The sequence below is a fragment of the Aureibaculum marinum genome (assembly GCF_003813905.1).
GTDB lineage: Bacteria > Bacteroidota > Bacteroidia > Flavobacteriales > Flavobacteriaceae > Aureibaculum > Aureibaculum marinum.
Genome location: NZ_RPFJ01000011.1, coordinates 316565 through 342297 on the forward strand (window position 1 = coordinate 316565; position 25733 = coordinate 342297).

At 29.9% G+C, this 25733-nt stretch carries 25 protein-coding genes and 1 tRNA gene; 16 read left to right on the forward strand and 10 right to left on the reverse strand.

Going from position 1 to position 25733, the window contains the following annotated elements; genetic code table 11:
- The first annotated feature begins 87 nt into the window (after nucleotides 1-87).
- Nucleotides 88-1722 carry a phosphoenolpyruvate carboxykinase (ATP) gene (gene pckA / locus EGM88_RS09895; protein WP_123898041.1) on the forward strand — a complete coding sequence of 545 codons (1635 nt, stop codon included), beginning with the start codon at nucleotides 88-90 and terminating at the stop codon, nucleotides 1720-1722.
- A gap of 63 nt (nucleotides 1723-1785) precedes the next feature.
- Here pckA and EGM88_RS09900 read toward each other — a convergent pair whose 3' ends face one another.
- The 8 genes from EGM88_RS09900 to ahcY all read right to left on the reverse strand — a co-directional run bounded on the left by EGM88_RS09900 (nucleotide 1786) and on the right by ahcY (nucleotide 12001).
- Nucleotides 1786-2499, reverse strand: coding sequence for an SDR family oxidoreductase (locus tag EGM88_RS09900; RefSeq protein ID WP_123898043.1), 714 nt, complete (start codon nucleotides 2497-2499; stop codon nucleotides 1786-1788).
- Nucleotides 2500-2596: 97 nt separating this feature from the next.
- Nucleotides 2597-3949: an alkaline phosphatase family protein gene (locus tag EGM88_RS09905; RefSeq protein ID WP_123898045.1), complete on the reverse strand. Its 1353-nt coding sequence runs from the start codon at nucleotides 3947-3949 to the stop codon at nucleotides 2597-2599.
- 8 nt (nucleotides 3950-3957) lie between these two features.
- Nucleotides 3958-5367 (reverse strand): tetratricopeptide repeat protein, encoded by a 1410-nt coding sequence (locus tag EGM88_RS09910; RefSeq protein ID WP_123898047.1) that lies wholly within the window; start codon nucleotides 5365-5367, stop codon nucleotides 3958-3960.
- Between the two features lie 11 nt (nucleotides 5368-5378).
- On the reverse strand, nucleotides 5379-8534 hold the full coding sequence (locus tag EGM88_RS09915) for a TonB-dependent receptor domain-containing protein (RefSeq protein WP_123898049.1): 3156 nt from the start codon (nucleotides 8532-8534) through the stop codon (nucleotides 5379-5381).
- A 35-nt stretch (nucleotides 8535-8569) separates the two neighbouring features.
- The gene (locus EGM88_RS09920; RefSeq protein ID WP_123898051.1) at nucleotides 8570-9142 is read right to left on the reverse strand and encodes a sigma-70 family RNA polymerase sigma factor; all 573 of its coding nucleotides are present in this window, start codon (nucleotides 9140-9142) and stop codon (nucleotides 8570-8572) included.
- Nucleotides 9135-10103, reverse strand: a complete 969-nt coding sequence (locus EGM88_RS09925) for a FecR family protein (protein ID WP_123898054.1) — start codon at nucleotides 10101-10103, stop codon at nucleotides 9135-9137. The genes EGM88_RS09920 and EGM88_RS09925 overlap by 8 nt, the downstream gene beginning before the upstream one ends.
- Before the next feature lie 498 nt (nucleotides 10104-10601).
- Nucleotides 10602-10675 (reverse strand) — tRNA-Ala (locus EGM88_RS09930).
- A 9-nt stretch (nucleotides 10676-10684) separates the two neighbouring features.
- On the reverse strand, nucleotides 10685-12001 hold the full coding sequence (ahcY, locus tag EGM88_RS09935; protein ID WP_123898056.1) for an adenosylhomocysteinase: 1317 nt from the start codon (nucleotides 11999-12001) through the stop codon (nucleotides 10685-10687).
- Nucleotides 12002-12066: 65 nt separating this feature from the next.
- Here ahcY and EGM88_RS09940 point away from each other — a divergent pair, with 65 nt between their 5' ends.
- The 14 genes from EGM88_RS09940 to EGM88_RS10005 all read left to right on the forward strand — a co-directional run bounded on the left by EGM88_RS09940 (nucleotide 12067) and on the right by EGM88_RS10005 (nucleotide 22230).
- Nucleotides 12067-12708: a 4'-phosphopantetheinyl transferase family protein gene (locus EGM88_RS09940; RefSeq protein ID WP_123898058.1), complete on the forward strand. Its 642-nt coding sequence runs from the start codon at nucleotides 12067-12069 to the stop codon at nucleotides 12706-12708.
- A 45-nt stretch (nucleotides 12709-12753) separates the two neighbouring features.
- The gene (locus EGM88_RS09945; RefSeq protein WP_123898060.1) at nucleotides 12754-13485 is read left to right on the forward strand and encodes a geranylgeranylglyceryl/heptaprenylglyceryl phosphate synthase; all 732 of its coding nucleotides are present in this window, start codon (nucleotides 12754-12756) and stop codon (nucleotides 13483-13485) included.
- Nucleotides 13469-13729 carry a thiamine-binding protein gene (locus tag EGM88_RS09950; RefSeq protein WP_123898062.1) on the forward strand — a complete coding sequence of 87 codons (261 nt, stop codon included), beginning with the start codon at nucleotides 13469-13471 and terminating at the stop codon, nucleotides 13727-13729. The genes EGM88_RS09945 and EGM88_RS09950 overlap by 17 nt, the downstream gene beginning before the upstream one ends.
- Nucleotides 13713-14426 (forward strand): nicotinamide riboside transporter PnuC, encoded by a 714-nt coding sequence (gene pnuC, locus EGM88_RS09955; protein ID WP_123898064.1) that lies wholly within the window; start codon nucleotides 13713-13715, stop codon nucleotides 14424-14426. The genes EGM88_RS09950 and pnuC overlap by 17 nt, the downstream gene beginning before the upstream one ends.
- Entirely contained in the window at nucleotides 14384-15043 is a 660-nt protein-coding gene (locus EGM88_RS09960; protein ID WP_123898066.1) for an AAA family ATPase, read from the forward strand. Before pnuC ends, EGM88_RS09960 begins: the two co-directional genes overlap by 43 nt.
- A 151-nt stretch (nucleotides 15044-15194) precedes the next feature.
- Nucleotides 15195-15599, forward strand: coding sequence for an alternative ribosome rescue aminoacyl-tRNA hydrolase ArfB (gene arfB, locus EGM88_RS09965; protein WP_123898068.1), 405 nt, complete (start codon nucleotides 15195-15197; stop codon nucleotides 15597-15599).
- Nucleotides 15600-15780: 181 nt separating this feature from the next.
- Entirely contained in the window at nucleotides 15781-17364 is a 1584-nt protein-coding gene (locus EGM88_RS15930) for a hypothetical protein (RefSeq protein ID WP_203229451.1), read from the forward strand.
- Nucleotides 17365-17370: 6 nt separating this feature from the next.
- Nucleotides 17371-17682 carry a hypothetical protein gene (locus EGM88_RS09975; RefSeq protein ID WP_123898070.1) on the forward strand — a complete coding sequence of 104 codons (312 nt, stop codon included), beginning with the start codon at nucleotides 17371-17373 and terminating at the stop codon, nucleotides 17680-17682.
- A 281-nt stretch (nucleotides 17683-17963) separates the two neighbouring features.
- On the forward strand, nucleotides 17964-18161 hold the full coding sequence (locus EGM88_RS09980) for a hypothetical protein (RefSeq protein WP_123898071.1): 198 nt from the start codon (nucleotides 17964-17966) through the stop codon (nucleotides 18159-18161).
- A gap of 3 nt (nucleotides 18162-18164) precedes the next feature.
- Complete coding sequence (locus tag EGM88_RS09985; protein ID WP_123898073.1) at nucleotides 18165-18848, forward strand: hypothetical protein; 684 nt, start codon at nucleotides 18165-18167, stop codon at nucleotides 18846-18848.
- A 28-nt stretch (nucleotides 18849-18876) separates the two neighbouring features.
- Nucleotides 18877-19278 (forward strand): hypothetical protein, encoded by a 402-nt coding sequence (locus tag EGM88_RS09990; protein ID WP_123898075.1) that lies wholly within the window; start codon nucleotides 18877-18879, stop codon nucleotides 19276-19278.
- Between the two features lie 164 nt (nucleotides 19279-19442).
- On the forward strand, nucleotides 19443-19652 hold the full coding sequence (locus EGM88_RS09995) for a hypothetical protein (protein WP_123898077.1): 210 nt from the start codon (nucleotides 19443-19445) through the stop codon (nucleotides 19650-19652).
- Complete coding sequence (locus tag EGM88_RS10000) at nucleotides 19633-20229, forward strand: hypothetical protein (RefSeq protein ID WP_123898079.1); 597 nt, start codon at nucleotides 19633-19635, stop codon at nucleotides 20227-20229. Before EGM88_RS09995 ends, EGM88_RS10000 begins: the two co-directional genes overlap by 20 nt.
- Nucleotides 20230-20346: 117 nt before the next feature.
- Complete coding sequence (locus EGM88_RS10005) at nucleotides 20347-22230, forward strand: OmpA family protein (RefSeq protein WP_123898081.1); 1884 nt, start codon at nucleotides 20347-20349, stop codon at nucleotides 22228-22230.
- Between the two features lie 67 nt (nucleotides 22231-22297).
- On the opposite strand, the gene EGM88_RS10010 is transcribed toward EGM88_RS10005, so the two are convergent.
- Together EGM88_RS10010 and surE are read right to left on the reverse strand one after the other, a co-directional pair.
- Nucleotides 22298-22576: a hypothetical protein gene (locus tag EGM88_RS10010; RefSeq protein WP_238988419.1), complete on the reverse strand. Its 279-nt coding sequence runs from the start codon at nucleotides 22574-22576 to the stop codon at nucleotides 22298-22300.
- On the reverse strand, nucleotides 22573-23343 hold the full coding sequence (gene surE / locus EGM88_RS10015) for a 5'/3'-nucleotidase SurE (protein ID WP_123898084.1): 771 nt from the start codon (nucleotides 23341-23343) through the stop codon (nucleotides 22573-22575). The genes EGM88_RS10010 and surE overlap by 4 nt, the downstream gene beginning before the upstream one ends.
- A gap of 256 nt (nucleotides 23344-23599) precedes the next feature.
- Between surE and EGM88_RS10020 the strand changes: the two genes are divergently transcribed.
- Entirely contained in the window at nucleotides 23600-25711 is a 2112-nt protein-coding gene (locus tag EGM88_RS10020; protein ID WP_238988420.1) for a carboxy terminal-processing peptidase, read from the forward strand.
- Nucleotides 25712-25733: the final 22 nt, after the last annotated feature.

Below are 25733 nucleotides of genomic sequence, written 5' to 3' on the forward strand. Positions count from 1 at the left end.
GGTTAGCCAATAGGTATTTAGACAACGAAATCATTTAATTAAAATTAATATTAAAATCAACAGGAAAAAACTTTAAATTAGAATAATATGGAAAATTTAACAAATATGAAAAAAGATTTAAATTTAGAAAAGTATGGATTAAATGATGTCACTTATCATTGGAACTTATCTCCAGAAGAGTTACAGAAAATTGCAGTAGAAAAAGAAGGTGGTGTAGAGACTGATAATGGTACATTAGCCATTAATACTGGTAAATTTACAGGTAGATCTCCTCAAGATAGATTTATTGTAAAAGACGATTATACTAAAGATAGAGTTTGGTGGGGTAATGTGAATAAACCAGTTTCTCCAGAAAATTTTGATAAACTGGAAGCAGAAGTTGTAAAATATCTTTCAGGAAAAGAAATTTATGTGAGGGATGCCGCTGTTTGTGCTGATCCTAAATATAAAATGAATGTTAGAACAGTTACTGAGTATGCTTGGTCTAATATGTTTGTTTTTAATATGTTTTTACGTCTTGAAGAACAAGAGTTAGAAAACTTTGAAGAAGAATGGTTGGTACTTTGTGCTCCAGGATATGAGTGTCCAGATCCAAAAGCATATGGTATCCGTCAAGGTAACTTTTCTATTTTAAATTTTACTAAAAAAATAGCATTGGTTGGTGGTTCTGCTTATACTGGAGAAATTAAAAAAGGTATTTTCTCTGCCTTAAATATGATTTTACCTACAGACAAAAATGTATTGCCAATGCACTGTTCTGCTAATGTAGGTCCTGATGGGGATACAGCAATTTATTTTGGATTGTCTGGTACTGGTAAAACCACATTATCTGCTGATCCAGAACGTAAATTAATTGGTGATGATGAGCATGGATGGACTGAAGAAAATAATATTTTTAACTTCGAAGGAGGTTGTTATGCTAAAGTAATTGACTTATCAGAAGAAAAAGAACCAGATATCTTTAACGCTGTTAAACCGGGTGCATTATTGGAAAATGTGGTGTTTAAAGAAGGAACTAAAGAAGTTGATTATTTAGACGGTTCAATTACTCAAAATACACGTGTAAGTTATCCTATTTATCATATTGATAACATTCAAGTACCATCAGTAGCTCAAAATCCTAAAAATATTTTCTTTTTAACAGCTGATGCTTTTGGTGTATTACCTCCAGTTTCTAAATTAACTCCAGGTCAGGCTGCATATCACTTTATTTCTGGTTATACTGCTAAAGTAGCAGGTACTGAAGCAGGTGTAACTGAACCAGTACCATCATTCTCAGCTTGTTTTGGAGCTCCTTTTATGCCTTTACATCCAACTGTATATGCTGAAATGTTAAGCAAAAAAATGAAAGATGCTGGTGTAAATGTATGGTTAATTAATACAGGATGGTCTGGCGGACCTTACGGAGTAGGTTCTCGTATTAAATTAAAATATACAAGAGCAATGATTGCTGCTATTTTAAAAGGCGAATTAGAGAATGTAGAATATCATCAACATCCAATTTTTGGATTGTATATGCCTAAATATTGTCCAAATGTACCTGTAGAAATTTTAGATCCAATTAATACTTGGTTACAAAAAGGTGGATATGTTAGCAAAGCAATAAACTTAGCACACTCATTCCATTTGAATTTCGAAAAATTTGCAAATGAAGCTTCCGAACAAATTTTGGAAGGTGGACCATTAATTGACGAACATCACAAATTAGGTGATGGAGTGTAATGTTTCCTGTTATTTTAATTAAGAAAGAGGGCTTATTTTATAAGCCCTCTTTTTTATTGTAGTTTATTTTAGATCTGGTCGTGATGGTCTAACTTCAATTTTACTTGGTAAGGTACGTGGATGCATGGTTAATAAATCCACTACCAACTTGCCAATATCTTCTGGTTGTATTTTCCAAGCATCGCTATCATCAGGTATATTGTTATTAAAATAAGTAGCTACAGAACCTGGCATAATCGTAGAAACTTTAATGCCATATTTACGTAAGTCTAACATGGCTGCTTGTGTAAAACCTACTAATCCAAATTTTGAAGCATTATAGCCGGCTCCTTGTGCAAAAAAATTAGTACCTGCTAAACTGGCAAGAGTGATATAATACCCTTCTGATTTTTTTAATGCTTCTACACCTGCTTTTAATGTAAAAAATGCTCCTGTAAGGTTGGTGTCTATCATAGCATTCCAATCAGATGTTGTAAGTTCATCTACCGGAGCAAATTTTCCGATGCCTGCATTTGCTAAAACAACATCTAATTGACCCCATTTTTCAATAATTTTTGCAACAGCATTTTTTTCATTTTCTAAGTTGGTTACATTAGATTCTAATGCCAATACTTGGTCTTTGTCACCTAATGTTCTTGCTGATTTTTCTGCAGCCTCTAAGTTTCTTCCACTTATAGCTACTCGCATACCAGCATCAACTAAACATTTGGCTACACCATAACCTATTCCTTTTGTTCCGCCTGTAATATATACTACCTTGTTTTTTAACGTACTCATTTGTTTTTATTTTTAATTTAAACTAACTATAACAAAGATAGTAGAGGAATGTAAACGAATGTAAAAAATAGTATTAAAATATTGTTATAACTAAATTCTATTTTTTAGAAATTAGCATGCTTTTATAAATTACTCCTTTTGAATTCTTTAGATTGGTTCCTAATAGTTTGGCAGCTAATGGAGCTATATCTTCAATTTGAATTTCAGGAATTAAACGATTTTTTTGAAAACTAGGACCAAAACCAATAAATCCGGTTTGGATATTTCTATTATCAGGATAATATCCATGTTTACCTCCATGTGTATTGTTTAGTAAATTACCATCTCTTTTGTTACTAAAACCATAACCATTTGTACCTGAAATGGCCAATACTGCATTAGGATCTGCCCCTCTAGTTATCATTTCTTCTTTTGAAATAATTCGAAACATTTTTTTTATAGAATAGGGTAAATTATTTAGTTTTTGTCTTATTTTTTGTAATGTATTTTTATCATTTTTATCTTTTAAATGTAAAAATGCAGAACCTCCTGTACTAAAGAAAAAAGCTTTGTCTTTTTGGTTATTTTCTTTACTTAATAATCCCAATTGGTTTAACCAGATATTAGGAGATATGGTAGTATGTACAGTAACAAACCCATGATCTCCAGTTATAATTATGTCGGTTTGATTTAGTAAATCAGCCTTTTTTAGTCCTTCAATGATTGTACTTACCGCTTGGTCAGCTCCTGCAATAGCTTTCATTACTAAATCTCCTTCACGTCCTTGTTTGTGTTGAGCACCATCAGTATTAGGAAGATGAATAGTTAATAAATTTGGTTTATATTCTTTTAAAATATAGGAAGCTATTCTAGCTAAATTTTGATCCATTGCTAATGAAGTTAAATTGTATTCATCTATATCTAATTTTCCTGTGGCATTATCTATTGTTTCTTCAAATAATCCTTTTGGATTAGCATATTTTTTGGTTGCATCTCTTCTATCTAATGGATTTTGAAATGACCATATTTCTGGAATATTATAATCTATAAATGGGCAATTAGCAGTTATAGGCCATGAGACCGAAGCAGTTGTTAATCCTTTTTCCTTTGCAACTTCCCATAACGTTTGTTCTTGTATACTTGAAAAATCATATATCCAATTTCTAGATTGGCCTTTATCGTCAATTTCTGTATTGTAATACACACCATGTTTATCTGGACCAACTCCTGTTACTAATGTAGTATGTGAGGGGTAAGTCACTGTTGGAAAAATACCATTAACGCCGTTGACATATACTCCATTTTTTGCTAAAGATTTCAAATTAGGGGTCGGCCATTTTTTTTCTAAATAAAAATCAGGCCTAAAACCATCAATACTTATTATTACTAGGTGTTTATGATTTTGAGAAAATACGCTAATTGAAATTAAGTATAGAGCTATTGAAAAAATTATCTTGTTTAATGTTGTCATAATTGTTTTTAATTAAAAGGAAGAACGTATTCGGATGTTTTATTTGCAACTAAAACACTGTTCATATCATGAAGTATTGTAATGTTTCCAGTTTTAGAATCTACCAAGAAATTGTCAAGTTCAAAATTTAATGGTATAAAATTAGGGATCAGAGCTTGTGTAAATTTATCAGAAATATTAGGATTGTTTTGTTGTTCTGTTTCAGAAACAGGAAATTTAATACCTAAATCTGCAGAACGCCTCCCTTCACTTATAAATATTTCTTGACGCAATCTATATATTAAATACAAACCTTCATCTAGTGTAGTAATATTGTTAATGTCACTAGTAGTCACTTTAGTACCAGATATAGTATGAATTTTAATTTTTCCTGATTGACGATCCAAAACATAATCCGGCAAATATGGTTTGGTGTTGTCAAATCTAATATTAACTGCAGTTTTAGGATAATCATCACGATTACTTCCATTTCTTAATTCACGACTATCATCTATATAAGCGATAGGTCTATTTTCAATTACATCGGTGATTAAATTTTTTAATATCGTTTTGGCTTCTGTAATTTTATTTTCAGTAGTAAGAGCTTCAGCTAATATCAAATAGGCTTCTTCTGCTTTTACTAAAGCTATAGGTTTTTGATCTGAAACTGCGGTACCTTCATCGTAATATTTTGGATCGAGAAAATCTAGTCGAGGTAGTGGAGCAAATCTATTTTCGCTTGCTGTGAAAGTGGCGTTTTGCATTTCATTAATTACACCATTGGTTCCATCAAAATAAACATTAAATAGTAATTCTGTTTCTCCAATAATTTTTGATGCATAAAGTTTTGCATTTACAGTATCTCCTAAAGAGCGATACACTCTAGCTTTTAATAGTTCGTAAACTTTTTGAGTGCTAATATCTGGTTCGTATTCAATTGCCAAATCCAAATAAGAGAGACTTTTTAAAAGTAATTCTTTTGAAGAAAGAACAATTCCATTAGTTTCATCTGGAAGGCCAATAAAATTTTCTCCTGCTAAAATAAGTGCATAAGCTTTTGAAAAATAAGCATATGACCAGTCTGAATCAACAGCTTCAGAATCTTTTGGTAAGACTGTTTCAATGGCATATTCAGCCATTTCTCTTAAAACGCCTATTTCTACTTGAGTTCTATTTACATCTAAATCTGTAAAAACTATTTCAGGCTTATCAAAGACTTTACTGTAAAGAGTGTAATTATTAAAATAATTATCAGAAGTCATTTCGGAATTTATTACCACTTGATTCATTGTTAGAGCTAGTTGCCTTTTAAGACCATTTACCCAACTACTGCTGGGATTGTAAGTGTCAAAAAACACATCTTCTGTAACATTTGGGTTTTCTACACATGAAGTAATAATTAAAAATAATAGTGATATATAAATATATGTTCTTTTCATGATTTTATTTTTTAGAAATTGAATTTTAATGATGTTAAAAATTGACGTGGAGCAGAGTATGTAGCATATGAAATACCACCTGTTGAAGCTCCTCCTTGACCAGTAGCAGAACCACTGATTGTTGCCTCAGGATCAAATGATGACGAGGTAAAGTTTAATGGATTATTTACTGTCAGGCCAATAGAAATTGATTTTATACTATTCTTATTTTTTGGAATTAAATTGTAATTTAGTCCAATAGTTCTAATTTTTAAAAAATCTGTCTTTTCAGTAAATAGGTTTGTAAAATTTAACCAATTTGAAGTTCCGTTTGCATCAACTTCTGCTTGAGGCACAATGTCGTCTGAAGCTCCATAAAGAAATCGAAATTGTTGATCAAAACTGTTAGCGTAGGCTCCCTTTTGATAGTTTGCATTAGCAAAGAAGGTAAGTTGTTTATAATTTAAATTAAGTCCAATATTACCATATAAGTTAGGAATAGTAGTACCTAAATAAGATTGTGCAGTTGTTGATGTTAGAATACCATTGTTATCAAACTTACCTAGATTACCTCTTATGTATCCAATTGGGTACCCTTCTTCTACTACCGTTTGAATAGTTCTTGAACTAAATCCATTAATATTAAAAGGAGCTATACCACCTGAATTCACTACAAGATTCTTTAATGTATTTACAGATATGTTTAGAGCTAAAGTTGTATTGTTAGTTTGTATAGGTACTAAATTTGTACTAATCTCCCATCCTTTATTTTCTATTTCACCTACATTGTATAATTGACTAGTAGAAAAACCGCTTGATGGTGTAGGTGGTACGTAAAATAATGCGTCTTTTGTATTGGCATTGTAGTACCCTGCTGAAAATTGAACACGATTTTTCCATAAAGAAATATCGATACCAAATTCATAAGTTGTAGTTTTTTCTGGTTTTAAATCTGCATTTCCTGGTTGTCCAAAAAATGCAACTTGTCCTTCTCTAAACCCATCAAAATCTATAGTTCTTTCGTTAACAAATGCAGGTGGTAAGTTTCCTGCTAATCCATAATTAGATCGAAATCTTAGTGAGTTTATTATTGATTTTTTTGTAAACCATGGTTCTGAGCTAGCTATCCATGACATTCCAATTTTTGGATAATATTGAGTTCCAATGTTGTCACCAAAAGAAGGATTTTTGTCACCCCTTACACCAAGGTCTAAAAAGAGTCTGTCTTTATAACCTATATTTTCTTGAATATAAATTCCGTAATTTAAAACTTCACTTAAGTATTCATTACTGGTTTTAATCGCAGCTCCATTAATAGTTTGAGCACCATCACGGATATTACTTCCTTTAAATTGAATTTGATGATCTTTATTTCTAAATAATTGACTTCCTAGTGTAGAAATGAACGAAAACGAGCCTGTTTTAAATTTATGTTGAAGGTTAAGTTCTAGGGTGATTCCGAAGTATTTTCTGGTTACATTATCAATACTACCTTCACCTTGAACATTTCTTTGTGTGGTATGAGTAAGATATTCATTTGTTTGAATTGTCTGATCATCTTGTACTCTGAAATCAATACCTCCAGTAAACTTTGCTTCGAAACCATTGAAAGGACGATAACTGAAACTTTGTGATGTTGTGAACCTATTTACATTTATTTGGTTGTCTTGTAATTCTTCTGCTTTATCTACATAAGTTTTTATTGCTTCAAATTCTTCAGGTGTTAAATCGTCTAGTCTGTTATTAAAACCATTTCTCAAAGAAGCACCACTTTCTGTAAACCATAATCCTGTGTACCCCCCTTGATTGCCATTTCTATTTCGTTTAAAAGAATTGTTAACATATATGAATGAACTTTTATATGTTACTTTATCACCAATCTTAGCACGAAACCCAGTACTGAAATCTAGTTTTTCGTTGGCATTATTATTATGAATCTGAACACCTTTATTATTCAAATAATTTCCAGAAAAACTATATCCAAACCCATTATCGTTTCCTCCACTAATACTTAAATTATATTTTTGATAGGATCCAGATTTAAAAAGTAAATCTTTGGTATGTTTGAAATATAGAAAATCTGTTGTTGGTGTAACAACACCAGCTATAGAAGATACGGATATTTGAAAACCTTCTCTACTTCCTTTTTTAGTAAAAATTTGAATTACTCCATTTGCTGCATCAGAACCATATAAAGTAGTAGCAGCACCACCATTTATATATTCTATTCTTTCAATATTATCCATTGGAATGTCAGCAATAGAACTTATTGCTGCTCCTTGTGAACTTCCACCACCTAATGTACTAGTTGTATTTAGGTTATCCATTCTTACTCCGTCAATGTAAAATATAGGAGTTGAACTTAAAAATGCGGAGTTAATACCTCTAGCTCTAATTATTGATGTTGCTCCAGATTGTCCTCCTGTTAAATTAATTTGAGCATTTGGTAATTTAGTTGACAATAATTGATCTATACGTTGGGCAGGAATTTTTTCAAGATCAACTGCTTTTATAGTTTCTACATGGTTGGATAAACGTTTCTTGCTTACACTTGCTCCTTGTCCTGTTACTACTACTTCATCTAATTGTGAAGAATTTATTTCTAATTTAATATTGAGTGTTGAGTTACTTCCAAGAAGTATTTCTTTTCTTTTGTAACCTAGGTAGGTTACTATTAGTTTTTTTACAGATGTAGGAATTGTAATTTTAAACTTACCGTCAAAATCAGTAATAGTACCTATTTTTAACTCTTCAACAAAAACATTTGCTCCAATTGCTGGCATGTTTGTGTCATCCACAACAGTTCCTTTTATTGTTCTTTTTTCTTGATTAGATTTTTTGATATTCGCTTTAATGGTTTTTACTAGAATTTTATTCTTAACTATTTTAAAATCAATAGGAAGAATATTTTTGATGATGATTAAAACATCCTCAAGACTTTGGTTGGTTACATCAATAGATATTCTTTTTTCAAGAAAAGGTTCATTTGATATGTATATAAATTTTTTGTTAGACTGTTTTTCTATAAGTGCAAATACGTCACTAGTTTTAATACTTTTTAAATGTAGGTTTATTTGATTATTGTAGAGATTAATATAATTCACTTTTGGATGTAAATTGGCTGCATATAAATTTGAAAAAATTAATGCAGCAAACGCCAATAGGATAATAGTAATTTTTATTTTCATTGTATATTCTTTTATTGAGATTGTGAAGATGTTTTTTATTTATTTTTGTATTTAGACATTGATTTATTTATGTACTTCAAAGCTAGACCCATGTGATTTTCAACTGTTTTTGGACTTATTTCAAGAAGTTCTGATATCTCTTTATACTTAAATCCATCAATTCTGCTTAATTCAAATACTTGACGAGTTCTTTTTGGAATATCATCTAATATGTTGGTGATTATATTTTTATTGATTTCCATTTGTTCTTTAATAATTATTTCATCTTCAATACTTGGTGTTTTAAAATGATTGTTTATACGGATTGTATCTACATGATGTGTTGTAGTTATTTTTCTAAGGTTGTTTTTTACGATTACATAGAGATATGATTTTGGATTATTAATTTCATTTAATTTGTTTTTATTGTCCCATAGAGCTATGAAAACATCAGCTACTTTTTCTTCAATAACATGAATATTTGTTTCATAAGTTTTTCCAAAATTGCACAAGTCTTTATAGTATTTTTTGAATAGTAAAGTGATAGCTTCGTAATCTCCTTTGTTTATTTTTTTAAACAAAAGCATATCTTCACTTATTAATTCTTTAGCTTTATTTTGTTTAGTCATCTTCTTTTGTTTTAATTATGTATTTATTAGAAGTAAGATGATGGATAGATATATCCATGATGAATTCTAATGAATTAATAAATTGGGATAAATCTTTATCTTTAAATACTCCAGTTATTCTTTTATTAGCTATGTTTTTATCGTTTATATAAAATTGAGTTCCGAAGTAGTTGTTAATTTTAGGAAGAGCTGTTTTTAGAGGAATATCGTCTAGGATTAAAGAATTGTCTTTCCATGACAATACGTCTTTTAAAATAAAATTTCGTTTAGTAATATTTCTTGATTCTGTATTAAAAACAAGCTCTTCATTAGGGTGTAAGTTTAGTTTATCGGAAGATTGTTTAATAAAAATATTTACGTTACCTCTCTCTAAAGAAACTGTTTTGTTTTCTGTAAATGTATTTACGTTAAATGCAGTACCTAAAACATTTATTTTTAGGTGTTCTGTATGAACTATAAAGGGTTTGTTTTTATCATGATTTACATCAAAATATACTTCTCCAAAAACCCATACATCTCTTGTGTTTTTGAATAAATTAGGATATTTAATTTCACTATTTTTATTTAACCATACTTTAGTGCTATCTGGTAATAGTATCATTTTATATCCGCTATTACCAGCGGTTATATGGTTAGAGTATATTACAGTTTGTTTTGTGGAGTAGTATACGCCTATTAAACTAGTTATTATTACCAAACTAACTACTATAAATCTGAGCTCTTTAGAGATTTTATTATTTAAAAAAAAGATATTTTTCTTATTATTTTTGGATGAGAATTTATTATTTAAATGATTTTTTTCAATAGGATAAATTTCCCATATCATTCTATACTTTTCGAATGTATCATAAAGTTCATGATCTATTTTAAGTTCTATTTCAAAGACAGCTTTTTCGGATTTAGACATTTCTTGAGCTAAATATCTTATACATTTTAATTCATTTTTACTGACTTGATTCATTAGGTATTTTTATTTACCTATAGGAGTCGAAAATTAGAAAATACCCTCAAGAATGCGTATGAAGTATTTGACAAGTAATCTTTAAGGAATTGTTAACTCTTTTAAAAGTAATTGTCTTGTTGTTTATAAAACTCATTACTTTAGTAAAAGAAAATATTGATTACAGTTCTTTAATTATCAGTTTTTTTGAAAACCAAGTTCCTATTGTAGTAGTAAAGAATAGGGTTTAAAGACTTAGTTATGTAGTTGATTGAAATTTTTGAGTTGTATTGAACTTATTTCAAAATAGTTGTTTGTTCAAAAATATTCAAACAAGCTTGTTGTTAAATTAAGGATTAACTACGTTTTTCCGAAAAAGTTCCAATTCTGCAAATAGCAAAACTACACCATCCTATTGGATGATGTTTTTTTATTTTATAAGAAATTTAAGAAAGCTCGCTTTCTTAAATTTCTTATAAAATAAAAAACCACACGAAAGTGTGGTTTTTCTGCTTGATGTGGAGCATATCGGATTCGAACCGATGACCCCTACGCTGCCAGCGTAGTGCTCTAGCCAACTGAGCTAATGCCCCAACAATTTATTAATATCTATAATAATCTGGTTTATATGGTCCTTCTACTTTTACACCAATATAGTTGGCTTGTTCTTCATTTAAGGTCTCTAATTCAACACCTATTTTTGCTAAATGTAAACGAGCTACTTTTTCATCTAAATATTTAGGTAACATGTATACTTTATTCTCATAGTTTTTGTGATTTTTCCACAATTCTATCTGAGCCAATGTTTGGTTGGTAAATGAATTACTCATTACAAAACTTGGGTGACCTGTAGCACAACCTAAATTTACCAAACGACCTTCTGCTAATAAAATAATATCTTTACCATCAATAGTATATTTATCAACTTGAGGTTTTATTTCTACTTTGGTATTACCATAATTTGTATTTAACCATTCTACTGCAATTTCATTATCAAAATGACCAATATTACAAACTATAGTTTTGTCTTTCATTTTTGTGAAATGTTTTCCAGTAACTATATCTTTATTCCCAGTAGTAGTAATAACAATATCGGCTTTTTCAATTACAGTTTCTAATTTTTTAACTTCAAAACCATCCATTGCAGCCTGTAATGCACAAATAGGATCTATTTCAGTAACCGTAACTATTGCACCAGCACCTTTAAATGAAGCGGCCGTACCTTTACCAACATCTCCATAACCACAAACAACAACTCTTTTTCCTGCAAGCATAATGTCTGTTGCTCTTCTTATGGCATCAACAGCACTTTCTCTACATCCATATTTGTTGTCAAATTTAGATTTAGTTACAGAGTCGTTCACGTTTATAGCAGGCATGGTTAAAGTGCCTTCTTTCATTCTATCATATAATCTATGAACACCAGTAGTTGTTTCTTCAGATAATCCTCTAATTTCAGAAACCAATTCTGGATGATTGTCTAAAACCATATTGGTTAAATCTCCACCATCATCTAAAATCATATTTAAAGGCTTTTTATCTTCACCAAAGAATAAAGTTTGCTCAATACACCAATTAAATTCTTCTTCAGACATTCCTTTCCAAGCGTAAACTTGTACTCCTGTTGCTGCTATTGCTGCAGCTGCTTGGTCTTGTGTAGAAAAAATATTACAAGAACTCCAAGTAACTTCAGCTCCTAAAGCTGTTAGTGTTTCAATAAGTACCGCAGTTTGAATAGTCATGTGCAAACATCCTGCAATACGAGCCCCTTTTAAAGGTTGTTCATCTTTATATTCTTCACGGAGACTCATTAGGCCAGGCATTTCAGCTTCAGCTAATTCAATTTCTTTTCTTCCCCAATCTGCTAAAGAAATATCCTTAACTTTGTAAGGTATATATGTTTCTGTCTTGGTACTCATATATTTGTTGTTTTTTTAAAATTAAAATTTTGGACTGCAAAGTTACAAAATAACTTGATAAATCTATGCCGCTATATAAAACTCTAAAAGTTAATGAAACCACTAAGGTATTAATTTGGAAAATTGAAGAGTCACTTGAAAATTTAAATAAAGGTATTACACTCACTACACATTGTCAAAACCGAGTGGATGGAATGAAATCGGAATTGCACAAACGTGGATTTATGAGTATTAGACATTTACTAGCTGAAGAAGGTTATGTTGATGCCGATTTATATTATGATAAATTAGGAAAACCTCACTTAAAAGATGGTACCTTTATTTCGATTACACACTCTTTTATTTTTACTGGAATTATTTTAAGCAAAACCAAACATGTAGGTATAGATATTGAGAAACAGCGTGATAAAATTGTTAGAATTGCACATAAATTTACTACAGTAGAAGATTATAAAAATATTAATAATGAAGATGAATTGATTCGAAAATTAACTATTGTTTGGGGGGCAAAAGAAGCTCTTTATAAAATTTACGAACAAGAAGGTCTTAGTTTTTTGCAACACATTTATGTTGATGATTTTACCTTTGATGCTGCAAAAACAACAGCTACAATTACTTATAAAAATAAAAAAAGTACGTATCGCATTTATTTTTTAGAATTTGAAGGGTTTATGTGTACTTATGCAATGGATCAAGTTATTAATTAACAGCTAAATTTCTATACGTATATTTGACGTTTCAAAAAAATACTCTTGAATATATACCAACATATAATTGATTGTGCCCAACAGGGTAAAAAATTACTAGCTATTTTATTAGATCCTGATAAAATAGAAGTAACTAGCATTAAGCCTTTGGTAGAAAAAATTAATAAAAAAGCCAATTTTGTTTTTGTTGGAGGAAGTACAGTACAAAATGGAGTTACTGAAAAATTAGTTGATGCCTTAAAAGAACACACTCAACTACCAGTTGTTCTTTTTCCTGGAAATTATACGCAACTTAGTGATAAAGCAGATGCATTGTTATTTCTATCATTAATATCTGGTGATAATCCTGAATATTTAATCCATCAACAGGTAAAATCTATTCCTAAATTAAAAAATATGGGTTTAGAAATAATTTCTACAGGTTATATTTTAATTGATGGAGGTGTAGAAACTTCTGTTCAAAAAGTAAGTAACACAAAACCAATTTCGCAACAAAATATAGAACTTATTTCACATACCGCTTTGGCAGGGCAATATGCTGGTAAAAAACTTATTTACCTAGAAGCCGGCTCTGGAGCAAAAAATTTTGTTAGTGAAAAAATAATTAAAACAGTAAAAGCAACATTAGATATTCCATTAATTGTAGGTGGTGGTATTCGATCAAAAGAACAGTTACTAAATGCCTATAAAGCAGGTGCTGATGTAGTAGTTGTAGGCACCGCATTTGAACAAGATGTTGACTTTCTAAATACATTACACGATGAAAATTTCAGTTGAATTAACTTTTAGTCCTTTACAAGACAATTATGAAGAGGAAATTATTGCTTTTATAAAAGTACTTAGAAACAGTGGACTCACAGTATTAGAAAATCCATTAAGTACACAAGTTTATGGCGATTACGATCAAGTTTTTGGTATACTTAAAGATGAAATAAAAAAGTCTTTCGAAAAAATTGATATCGGATTGGTGTATATGAAAATAGTTAAAACCGACAGACACGACTATGAACGAAATTATTGATTTCTTTATAGCACCCTACAGAGAAGCATCAACACTAGATATTTTTCTTGAATTTACCGCCATGTTATTTGGCGTTGTAGGGGTTTGGTTTGGTAAAAAAGAACATATTTTAGTATATCCATTAGGGATTATTAGTACCGGTATTTATATTTATATCTGTTACAAATTTGTACTTTATGGAGATTTTATTATCAATATTTATTATACCATAATGAGTATTTTTGGTTGGTATATGTGGAGCAAAGTAATTGACGATAAGAAAAATCATATACCTATATCTAGAACAACTACTTCTGATAATCTAAAAGCTTTAGGCATTTTTCTTTTTACTTCACTATTTGTAATTGTAGTCTATAGATATTATAACGTAATGCCTAATCATTTAAATTTTTCAGAGAGCGTTTCTTATGCTATTAAAAATATGACTTCAGGAAGTTTAGAAGATTTTAGAAAAATAACCCCATTTTTAGATACCTTTACTACAGGAATCTTTTTTGCTGCAATGTGGTTAATGGCTCTAAAAAAAATAGAACATTGGATATTGTGGATATTTGGTAACATAGTAGCTATTCCTTTATATTTTGTAAAAGGACTTGGATTTACAGGAATTCAATTTATCGTATTATTGGTAATAGCTTATTTAGGATATAAAGAATGGAAAAAGAGCTTAGACAAACCAAAGATGCAAACATTGTAAAAGTTGTATTGTTTGGACCAGAATCAACTGGAAAAACAACACTTTCAGAACAGTTAGCACGTTATTATAATACCGTATGGGTGCCAGAATATGCTCGTGAATACCTTCAAAATAAATGGAATAATTATCGCAAAACTTGCGAAAACTCTGATTTATTACCTATTGCAAAGGGTCAAATGAAATTGGAAAATAAATTGGCAAAAAAAGCTGATAAAGTGCTTATTTGTGATACCGATTTGCTTGAAACCAAAGTATATTCTGAAGAATACTATGGAGGATTTGTAAATCCTAAATTAGACGAAGCTGCCATTAATAATACCTATGACTTATATTTGTTAACCTATATCGATACACCTTGGGAAGCTGATGATTTACGCGACCGACCCGATTTGCGAGAAGAAATGTTTACTGCATTTGAAAACGCATTAAAAAAATACAATCGTCCGTATATTTTATTAAAAGGAGATTTGCGTACTCGATTAAAAACTGCAACAAAAGCCATTGATAAAATTTTGGCTGAACATTCAGATTTAGATAGTTTTTCAAAAAATTTAGAAGATTTAGATATGCATTTTTTGCATCAGAATACTGACTTTAGTTCAAATTTTGATTACTAAGTATTTAGTTAGGTCTGTACGCAACAACTAATGAATTTATAAACAGTTTGATGTCAGGCTATTTACTTGTACAGACTAGATTTTTTTGTTTCGTTTTTTTACTAATGGAAAATGAAAATAATACAAACCTTAGTTATTTCTTTGAGAGATTATGAACATAGAAAACCTAATAAAAGAACTTTCTTTTAAAGCTGTAAGAAGTAGTGGTGCCGGTGGTCAGCATGTAAATAAAGTATCTTCTAAAATAGAGTTGACTTTTAATATCGAAGGTTCTGGTGTGCTTACTGAAGAACAAAAAGCAATTTTATTAAAAAAGTTATCCAACCGTCTTACCAAAGAAAATGTACTCATTCTTTTTTGTGACGATAGTCGTAGTCAACATAAAAATAAAGAAATTGCTATTGAACGTTTTTTAGAACTTATAAAAACCGGACTAAAAAAAGTAAAACCTAGAAAAGCCACAAAGCCATCAAAATCGGCAATTCGAAAACGGTTAAAATCTAAAAAACGATTGTCTCAGAAAAAGGCAAATAGGCAAAAACCTGATTTGGAGTAAGGTTTTGCCTTACAATTGCTTAAAGGTGTGTGATTACCTTACTTGATTGCGGTTCAAACCGTAAAAATTTGCGGTCAAACCGTAATAAAAACTAAAATAAGTTTATTAATTTGCCAACAACTCAACTATAGATTATAGGATTCAAAGTTGCTTTATTCTACTAACTTTAAACCTTACTGTTATGAACAACACTTTTAGATTACTTACACTATTATTTACATTTGTGTTGTTGACAAATTGTGAGAAAGAAGAAGTTGCTATTCCAAATTTAAAAAGCGATAATGTTGTAATAGAACAATATAATTTTGAAGAGGCAAAAGAAATACCCGACTTTATTGAACTAACTTCAAAATTTATAGCCATTAAAGATGTAGATGACCAAAATTTCAAAAAGAGTTCGGTCCAAAAAAATACCGATGTTGAAGTAGATTTTTCTACCATTAACAAAATTACTACAGACAGTTTAATTTCATATACTTTTCGAATAATAACAAATAAAGAAAGTGTACGAACTTTTGAAAACTTAGTTATAGAAAAACGTAATGATTCTATTAGAGGTTATATTATGAGATATGAGGACTACTCATTCATTGAAAATGGGGATAATATTGAATTTGATGCCAAAATATTTAAAACAGCTTATCAAAAAAACCTCGACGAACTAATCAATAAAATAAACGATATTAGAAAATACGTTGCACCGGAATGTAGTTGGGTAAATGTTTATACATTAAGGGTTTGTGGAAAGCATGGTGCTTTTAATGACAATAACCCTAGCTGTGCCCATTATGGAAAAGGTAATTATACCGTTAGTAGGAGTTACGTTTGTTCAGGCGGTGGTGGGTCTGGAGGACAAAATGTTGGAGGACAAAATGTTGGAGGAAGCGGTAGAGGAAGCTCTAGTGGGTCTTCAACATCTGTTGTTTATCCTTGTAATGATCCCGTTCACGGTTGTTTGTCAAAAAATATGGCATTGGCCAATCATTTAGGTTTAGAACAAGAAGCCAAAGCTTGGCTTATGAGCCAAAATGAAGATGTAATAAACAATTTTGAGAATTTTTTGGAAGAAAATGATGATAGCCAAGAGGCAATAAATTTGGCTAAAGCTGCAGTTGAAACATTAATGGATGGAATTGAAATAGATTCAGGGTCATCAGATTTTGTCGATGAAGAGCCAGTGAAGACATATCTAGGCACAGTTGATGATTTTAAGAAGCTATTAGATAATAGCCCTAGAGGTGTTGGAAAATTTAAAGGGAAAGAGGCAAGTGATTATTTAAAAAGTTTGGGTGAAACAAAATTTAATTGGAAACAAATGCGACCTCTTCCTACACAAACAGGATATTTTAACACAAAAAAAGGGAGATATATTTATACTAAAAAAGGAGGATGGATAGATATGGCACATTTTATGTTTTACGCTGGTACGGCTTATCAATACCAACTTGACGATGTAGGTAATCCAATTGGAGAGGCTGTTCAGGATGGTTTCTATCAAGAACTATCAGATTCTGTTGTAGCTGAACATTCTGCATATAGTTATGAAGACTTACCAAGTGACAAGTTTGGAGCTGAATTTGCAATAAATTATTTCGACTCTGAAAGTAATTTAAGTTTTGGTGAGCAATTAGCTAATTATTTAAATGATATACTTATAGGTGCTCAGCCCGATGATGCACCAAATTATGACAGTATACCAGATGAAGACTCTAGAAATAAACCGACCAAAACAAATAAAACGACAACCCCTATATACACAAAATAGAATCAAATGAAAAAAATAGTTATTTCCATTTCAGGATCTTTAATTTTGATTATAGCTGCATACTTTTTTTTAAGAAAATCACAACTAAATGATTATAAGGAAAGAGGCGATATAATAGTTCAAAAAGTGAAAAATTATAAATTTAGGAATGGAAATTTACCGAATTCAGTCATTGACATTAATTCTGATTTAGAAATGGGAGAAGGTCCTTATTACGAAAAATTAAATGATACAGTTTTTATAGTCTATTTTAATATTGGATTTGACGATATGCTGCTTTATAATTCTAGTAAAAACGAATGGGAAAGTAAGCCGTAAGCACAAAATAGTACTTATTCTATTTAACCCCCGCTCCCGCCAGTTTTTTATGGCAAAATTCTATGTAAATCCAATAGCGTCCGGTCTAAGAGAATTTGACGAAAAGACGTATCCTTTGATAATTATAAGTATTGGGCATGGACTGGACTACATGATTACGGTGTGTTGATGGAATATTTTACTCCTGAAGAAAATACAATATTCTCTAATTTATCTAAAATAGTTAAAAATGATACACATACAAACGTTTTCATATAAGTGAGAAACTAAATGGAATACCCTTGCCTTCAAGCAACCATTTAACGGAACACGCAAAATACAGTTTAAAAATTGAACAAAAATTAATTCAGTTAAGTACAATTTCTCCTAACAATGAAATTGCTTACCAAAAACTTACAGGTTTTATTAATGATTTGACTATATTAATAAAAAACAATCCTAATAAAAATTTAGGACAAATTGCAGATTTAATAAATTAAATTATGAAATATTATTATTTATCGGTAAGTATTGACTTTAAGGAAGTTGGAATATATCCGCAATCTACTAGTTTTAATGAAATAGGAAGTGTTCAAGAATATGGTTTAGGTTTTAATGCTCCTATCAATAGCATTAAACTACCAGAGCTAATTTTGGATAATAAGGCCAAATTGACAAATTTGATTAGTGTTACTTACATAAATAGAAGTGTATTTTTAATCTTGGATCATAGTTTTATTTCTATGTTAAAATCTAACGATAGTATAAATGATTTTCAATATTGGAATTTAAAAGTTTTAAAAAAAAACAGTACAATAAATAATTATTACTTATTTCATTTGTCATATCCAAGTGATATAGATATAATTGATTTTGAAAAATCTACCTTTGAATTATCAAATGATAATTTGGGCAGTGGAATAAAAAAAAGATTTGAAGATTATATTGATTATAAAAAAGAATGGGATAAAACTATAAACCTGGGGAATACTCTAAAATTTGAAAAAATTTTCCTTGATTTTCGAAAAATGAATAGTGATTTAATAAGGATATTAAATATTGACTCAATGTTTATAGGATATTACATATCTGAACCATTAAAAAAGGCTATTGAAAAAGAAAGGTTTACAGGTTTGGTTTTTCAAGAAATTGAAGAAATTGATAAACGAATAAAAGCTATCTATTAATTTGATTAAAACTACATGAAAAACACTTATGATAAAGATTAAATGTTGTTTGGTGTTTATGCTTTATTTTTCTGCATTTGTATGCGTAAAAGCACAATGCACTATTGAACTACCTGATTCAAATTTGGAAGTAAACTATAATAGTTTAACACCATTTTTCAATGTTAAAGTATGTTCTAATGAAAATGTTTATATAGAAGATACATTAGTTGAAATTGAAAACTTGGCAGATTCTCTTTTTGTATATAAAGATGGAATATCGGCTGAATTAATGTTAAGATTACAAATTCATTTATTTGCTGATAAAAATGTCAAATCCTCCTTAATAGATAAGATAAAATCACAAATAACCAGAGCCCACATTTATACCTTGATGTATAGGACTAATAATATTGAAGATGTTATGCAAGGTATTTTTTTACAAGCTTAAGTCAAACATTCGGAGTATTATTATATCAAGAAAAAGAAATCGAAGAAAATAATGCTATCAATAATACCATTGACTTCCCTAAAATAATCAAAATATCGCAACCTAAAGAGATAGAGTTTAACAATGATATATATGATGTCCTTACTTATTCCGGGCGTACTTACATGGCGAAGTATTTTATAGATCCATTGACATTAGGAATAAGAGAATTTGATGAAAACATACATCCTCTAGAAAATTACAAGTTTTATGCTTGGACTGGTTTAGGTGATAGAGGTAAGTTAAATGGATATATAAATCAAGGAGAACTTGAAAACCTTGCCGGTTTAGCATTAATAATTAAAACTTACACACATGAAAACCCTTGTGACTAAAAACACTATATTCTTTATTATTATTATAACTTTTATAGGCTGTTCGAGTAGAAAAAATACAAATTCTTTATTTAAAGATACTTATACTGATATTTTATCTAAAGAAATATTTAACTTTAGAAGTATTAGACCTCCAACTTTTGAAGAATTTCAAAGAGGTATTGAAGGACCTCTCCCTAGTAAAATGGACACTATAAATCCATTAAGACTTTATGTGCAAAAAGAGCACTTAGATGTAAATTTTAAAGAGTTAAAAGTAAAATTACCAGAAGATTTCAAATTTATTTATCAGATTGAAAGTCAAACATTAGATTATTTACCAGAGGATATAGAACAATACTCAACCAAGAAATATGAATTCATTGAGTTTGTTAGTCTTGATGAAGTTTCAAGAAATGACATAACACTAGAATTAAATTACGGAGGAATTTTACAGTTTAGTAGGGCTTTATTGAATAAAGAACGGAATAAAGCAATCTTATTTGTTAGGGATACTTATGACAAATTAGATTCTGTTGAAAATATAATTTTATTAGAAAAAAATAATGGGAAGTGGGAAATATTCAAAAGTATCTGAATTTCGCTTTCTTAAATTTAATAAGTTTAGAATTCAATTAAAAACCAAACTATTCAGAATAGTTTGGTTTTTTTCTTAACTTTACAATTACCTACTCAGTAAAACGCTAAACAATCCATGAAAAAACATTTCTTAAACCTAACCCTTTTATCTCTTTTCTGTACAACAGTTTTTAGTCAAAACACATACGACATTGTTTTTCCACAAGCTGACAGAGACCAAAAATGCCAATATTATAATCAGCTTTTTAATCAAAAGCCTAAAGAAGTTGGTTTTTCAGTGCAACAAGAAAAAAACAACCTCTATTTTCAAATTAACGACAAAAAGTTTTTTCTACAACTTTTTAAAAAAGTGGGCGATGGTATTGCCATAGATGTTGTACCTAAAAGCCTTTATGATTGTGCTGAAGAAGCCATAGCAGACACCCAAATTAAAGGTATGTTGTTAAAGCCTGTATATATGCAAAAACTAAAGCAAGGCTTAAAACCGTTTGGAAAAGGAACATTTAGAGTATTGGTAGGTACATTACCGGAAGCTCTTGTTTCTGAAGAATTAGAGTTTAATATTTTATTTTTAAACAATAAAAATTTATGTAGATACCAACGTGTTTATGAAATTGAACGTTATCCTTGGGATTTATTGGACATGGGTATGTACTTGGATTCATTGACCTACCAAACCAAAAAAATAAAACCAGCGGATAAAGAGAGTTTTGTAACAAAATACAAGACGTTCAAGTTTGAAATTCCTTTTGAAAAAAATAAAGCTACCTATTCAAAAGAAGATATAAAACCGATGTATGATTCTTTGCGATTGACAGAATTTAATATTAAAACAATAAATATAAGAGCGTACTCATCAGTAGAAGGAAGTTTAGAAAGGAATATAGAATTACAAGAACAACGGGCTAAAAGTATTGCAGATGCCTTACAAACTTTTCAAGAACCTACCATTACAACTGAAGTAAACTCCTCCGAAAATTGGGTAGATTTTTTAAACGATATTTCTAATACAAAACATGCTAATTTAAAAACCTTAAGTAAGGTGGCTATAAAAAGTAAATTGGTAGGTAATCTTGCTCAGGAATTAGAACCCTATTTAAAAAACCATAGAAAGGCTGTAATTACATTAGAATTAGAAAAGAAAGATCTATATAATGATAAATCAACGGAAGAGCTGATATCCTTGTTTAATAAAGTTTTAGCAGCTAATGATGTTGAAATAGCCAATGACATTCAAAATTCAATATTTGAGAAATTAAAGGAGAGTCAATCTTCGCCTGATATTCTTAATAAGATGAATGTGCCTCAACAAGCTAAGTATGCCCGTTTTATAAATAAAAACAGTGTAAATAAATTTCTATTAAAACAAAGTTATTTGTTAATTGCTTATAATGAATTATTAAAGCTTGAAAAATTAGTACCAAGAGATAAAGAAGTAAAGTACAACCTTGTTGCTTTAAAAATGGTAATGTTTAAGCACAACGCCCAACCTGTTGATGCCGAGAAATTTAAAAGACAGATTTATCAATTGAAAAACTACGGAATAAAGCAAATTTTGATTGATAGGATGATGGTCAATTATCACATTATTAAAAGTGAGCAATATATGCGTAAAGGAGATTATACCAATAAAGACAAATCGGTTGCTTATATTGAAAAGAATTATAAAAAATTTCCTCTTTCTGATTATGATTATTTGAGTCTTGCACAATTTTTAACCTATTATTCAAATCACGATAAAGCAGTTAATTTGTTAGATAAAAAAGTGAGAAGTGTTACCGTAGATGAAGATTTGTTGTTTTATTATTTAAACTTAACGTTAATAAAACCTGAATTAACAGCATCATCTAATTATCGAACTATCATGTTAAACGCAATAAATATGAATCAAAAAAGATTTTGTAAAATATTTAATTCCATTAATGATGGTGGAGTAACTTTTCAACTTTTAGAAGATGAATACTTAAGGAAAACCTATTGTGAAAATTGTAATGAATAGGTTGAAGTCTTTCAGGACTAGAAAATTTAATAGTTACGATTGTCCCCTTGAGGGGACTTTAGGGGTGTCAAACAAACTGAGCCACCAATATCATTAAAGCAACGACCAACGTTGCAATTAGCACACCTCTTGCCCTATAATCTTGACGTTTTTTAATAAATATAAAAAAAGCAATTAGGTTGGGTATTGCAGCAATACTTAATACTTGTCCGTAAAGGCTATTTTGTTTTAAAACTGCAAGAGACTCTTCAAATGTACCTTCTAATGCATACTCTACATAGAGATAAAAACCACCAGCAGTAGCCGCCAAACCAACTAAAATTCCAATAATTATTTCTTTTTTCATAGATTCCATGTATTCAAATTTTTAATGTAATGATGTGCTGTCATGTCAAATTGAACAGGAACCAATGATACATAACCATTTTCCAACGCCCACATGTCAGTATCTTCACCTTTATCAAGATTTACAAATTGACCTGTTAACCAATAATAGTCTTCTCCTTGAGGACTAACACGTTTTTCAAATTCTTCTTTCCAGTTGCCATGAGCTTGTCTGCAAACTTTAATTCCTTTTATTTCTTCTTTTTTTAAATCAGGAATATTTACATTTAATACAACGCCTTCTGGCAATCCTTGTTGTAATACGTTTTCAGTAATTGTTTTTACATATTCTTTACAAGCATCAAAGTTAGCATCCCAGTTGTAATCCAATAAAGAAAAACCAATGGCAGGTATTCCTTCAATACCAGCCTCAACAGCAGCACTCATAGTACCGGAATAGATTACATTTAAAGAAGCATTTGAACCATGGTTAATACCAGACACACAAATGTCTGGTCTTTTATTTAAAATTTCATTCACTGCCATTTTAACACAATCTGCCGGCGTACCAGAACAACTATACTCTAATTGTGGTCCCTCATCTACTGTTATAGGATTACATCTTAATGTTGTGTTTACGGTTATGGCATGCCCCATTCCACTTTGTGGATTGTCAGGAGCAACAACCACTACATCGCCAATTTCATTCATTACAGAAATTAAGGTTCTTATGCCAGGAGCAGTGATTCCATCATCATTACAAACTAAAATTAATGGTTTTCTATTCATTTTTATTAGTAATTCTCAGTTTTTACAAAACTACCATTTTTTCTTCTAAAGTAGTTTATAATCACCTTTACTATTTCTTTAACACTTGAATAATAATAGATTTTAAATATGCTCGTTTAGCATAAGCATTGATGCTGCAATTTTTAAATCAATTGCAAAAAATGTGTTAAAACCTTTACATATTCAATTATTGGCACTATTTTAGTAAACTGATTATGTAGTTGTTTGTATTTAAATGAAAAAAATAATAAAATTTATGAAATCGAATTATAAAATTATACTCCCAATAATTTTAGTGGCTGGACTATTGTTGAGTTTTAATTTAAAACCAGATCCAGATCCTGAAAAAGAAAAGATATTATTGGGCTTAGTTAGATCTGCTTTAACTCAAGGACATTACCAACCGCATACTATTAATGATGACTTTTCTGAAGCAGTTTTTAATAATTTTATAGAAGGGTTAGATCCTGCAAAACGCTTTTTTACACAAGAAGATATAGCATCGTTTGAAAAGTATAAATTTCAAATTGATGATCAGATTAAATCTGAAGATCTGACTTTTTATAGGGTAGTTACTTCAAAATACTTACAACGTGTACAAGAGGCAAAAGGGTTTTACAAAGAAATTTTAAAACACCCATTCGATTATAGTAAAGACGAGACTTTTGATGTTGATTATGATGAAAAAGAGTTTCCTAAAAATGAAATTGATTTAATAGTTAATTGGAGAAAACAGTTTAAATTATCTACTTTATCACGTTTACATAGTAAAATTGAAGCTCAAGAAGATAAAATAAAAGAAGAAGATTCTGTTGAAGTAAAATCTTTTGCAGAGCTTGAAGTTGAAGCTAGAGAAGCTACTTTAAAGAGCATGGAAGAATTTTTTGGTTATAAGGATGAGGAAGATGATGAAGATTGGTATGCCGTTTTTATTAATAGTATTTCTACAGAGTTTGATCCTCATACTACTTATTTTGCTCCAAGAACTAAGAAGAGATTTGATATTGATATGGCTGGGAAAATCGAAGGGATTGGAGCCAGACTGCAACGAAAAGGAGAATATACTCGTGTAGATGAGCTTATTTCAGGAGGACCAGCTTGGAGAGATGGCAACCTTGAAGTGGGTGATATTATTTTAAAAGTAGCACAAGAAGATGGAGAACCTCTTGATATAGTGGGCATGCGTTTAGATGATGCCATTGAATATATAAAAGGGAAAAAAGGTACTGAAGTTAGACTTACAGTTAAAAAATTAGACGGTTCTATTGAGATAATTCCTATTACTAGAGATGTAGTTGAAATTGAAGAAACATTTGCTAAAACTAGTATTGTTAAAATGGATGATAGAAAATTTGGTGTTATTGATTTACCTAAATTTTATATCGATTTTAGTGAAAAGAATTTTAGAAATTCTGCTACAGATATGGCCTTAGAGGTTGATAGATTGAATAAAGAAAATGTTGAAGGTTTAGTTATAGATTTACGTAATAATGGTGGTGGATCTTTAGATACCGCAATAGATATTGCAGGGCTTTTTATTGAAGAAGGGCCTATTGTTCAAGTAAAATATAAAGATGGTAAACCTAAAGTACGTTCAGATAAAGATTATAGAATTCAATGGAACAAACCTTTGGTTATTATTGTAAATGAAATTTCAGCATCAGCTTCAGAAATTTTTGCAGCCGCTATGCAAGATTATAATAGAGCTGTTATTATTGGAAGTAAACAAACTTATGGTAAAGGAACTGTTCAAAACTTATTAGCTCTTAATAGATATTTTGACTATGAGAAAGATTTAGGGGCATTAAAAATGACCATTCAAAAATTTTATAGAATTAACGGAGGGTCTACACAACTTAAAGGTGTGGTTTCTGATGTGGCTTTGCCAGATAGATATGCTTATATGGATATTGGTGAACGTGATGAAAAAAATTCCTTAAAGTGGGATAAAATAGAAAGTGCAGCGTATAAAACTTGGGATGGATATTTAAATTTTGATGAAGTTATAAATAAGAGTAAAAAACGAATTGCAGAGAATGAGCAATTTAAGTTAATTGATGCCAATGCAAAATGGTTAAAGGAAGGACAAGATGACACTATAGTTTATTTAAATTACGATAAATATGCTGAGGACCTAAAAATGAGAGAAGAAGAAAGCAATCAATTTAAAGCTCTTTACGATTATAAAAATAATCTAAGTTTTACATCTCCTAGTTATGAATTAGAAGCTTTAAAAAAGGATTCTATTTTAGCTAAAAAGCGTGAAATTTGGCACAAAAATCTTAGTAAAGATATTTATATTGAAGAAGCTTTAAATATAGTAGCAGATTTAAAGGTTAAGAAAGGAAAAACACTAGTAAAAAATTAATTAACTTTTAATAGATAAACAG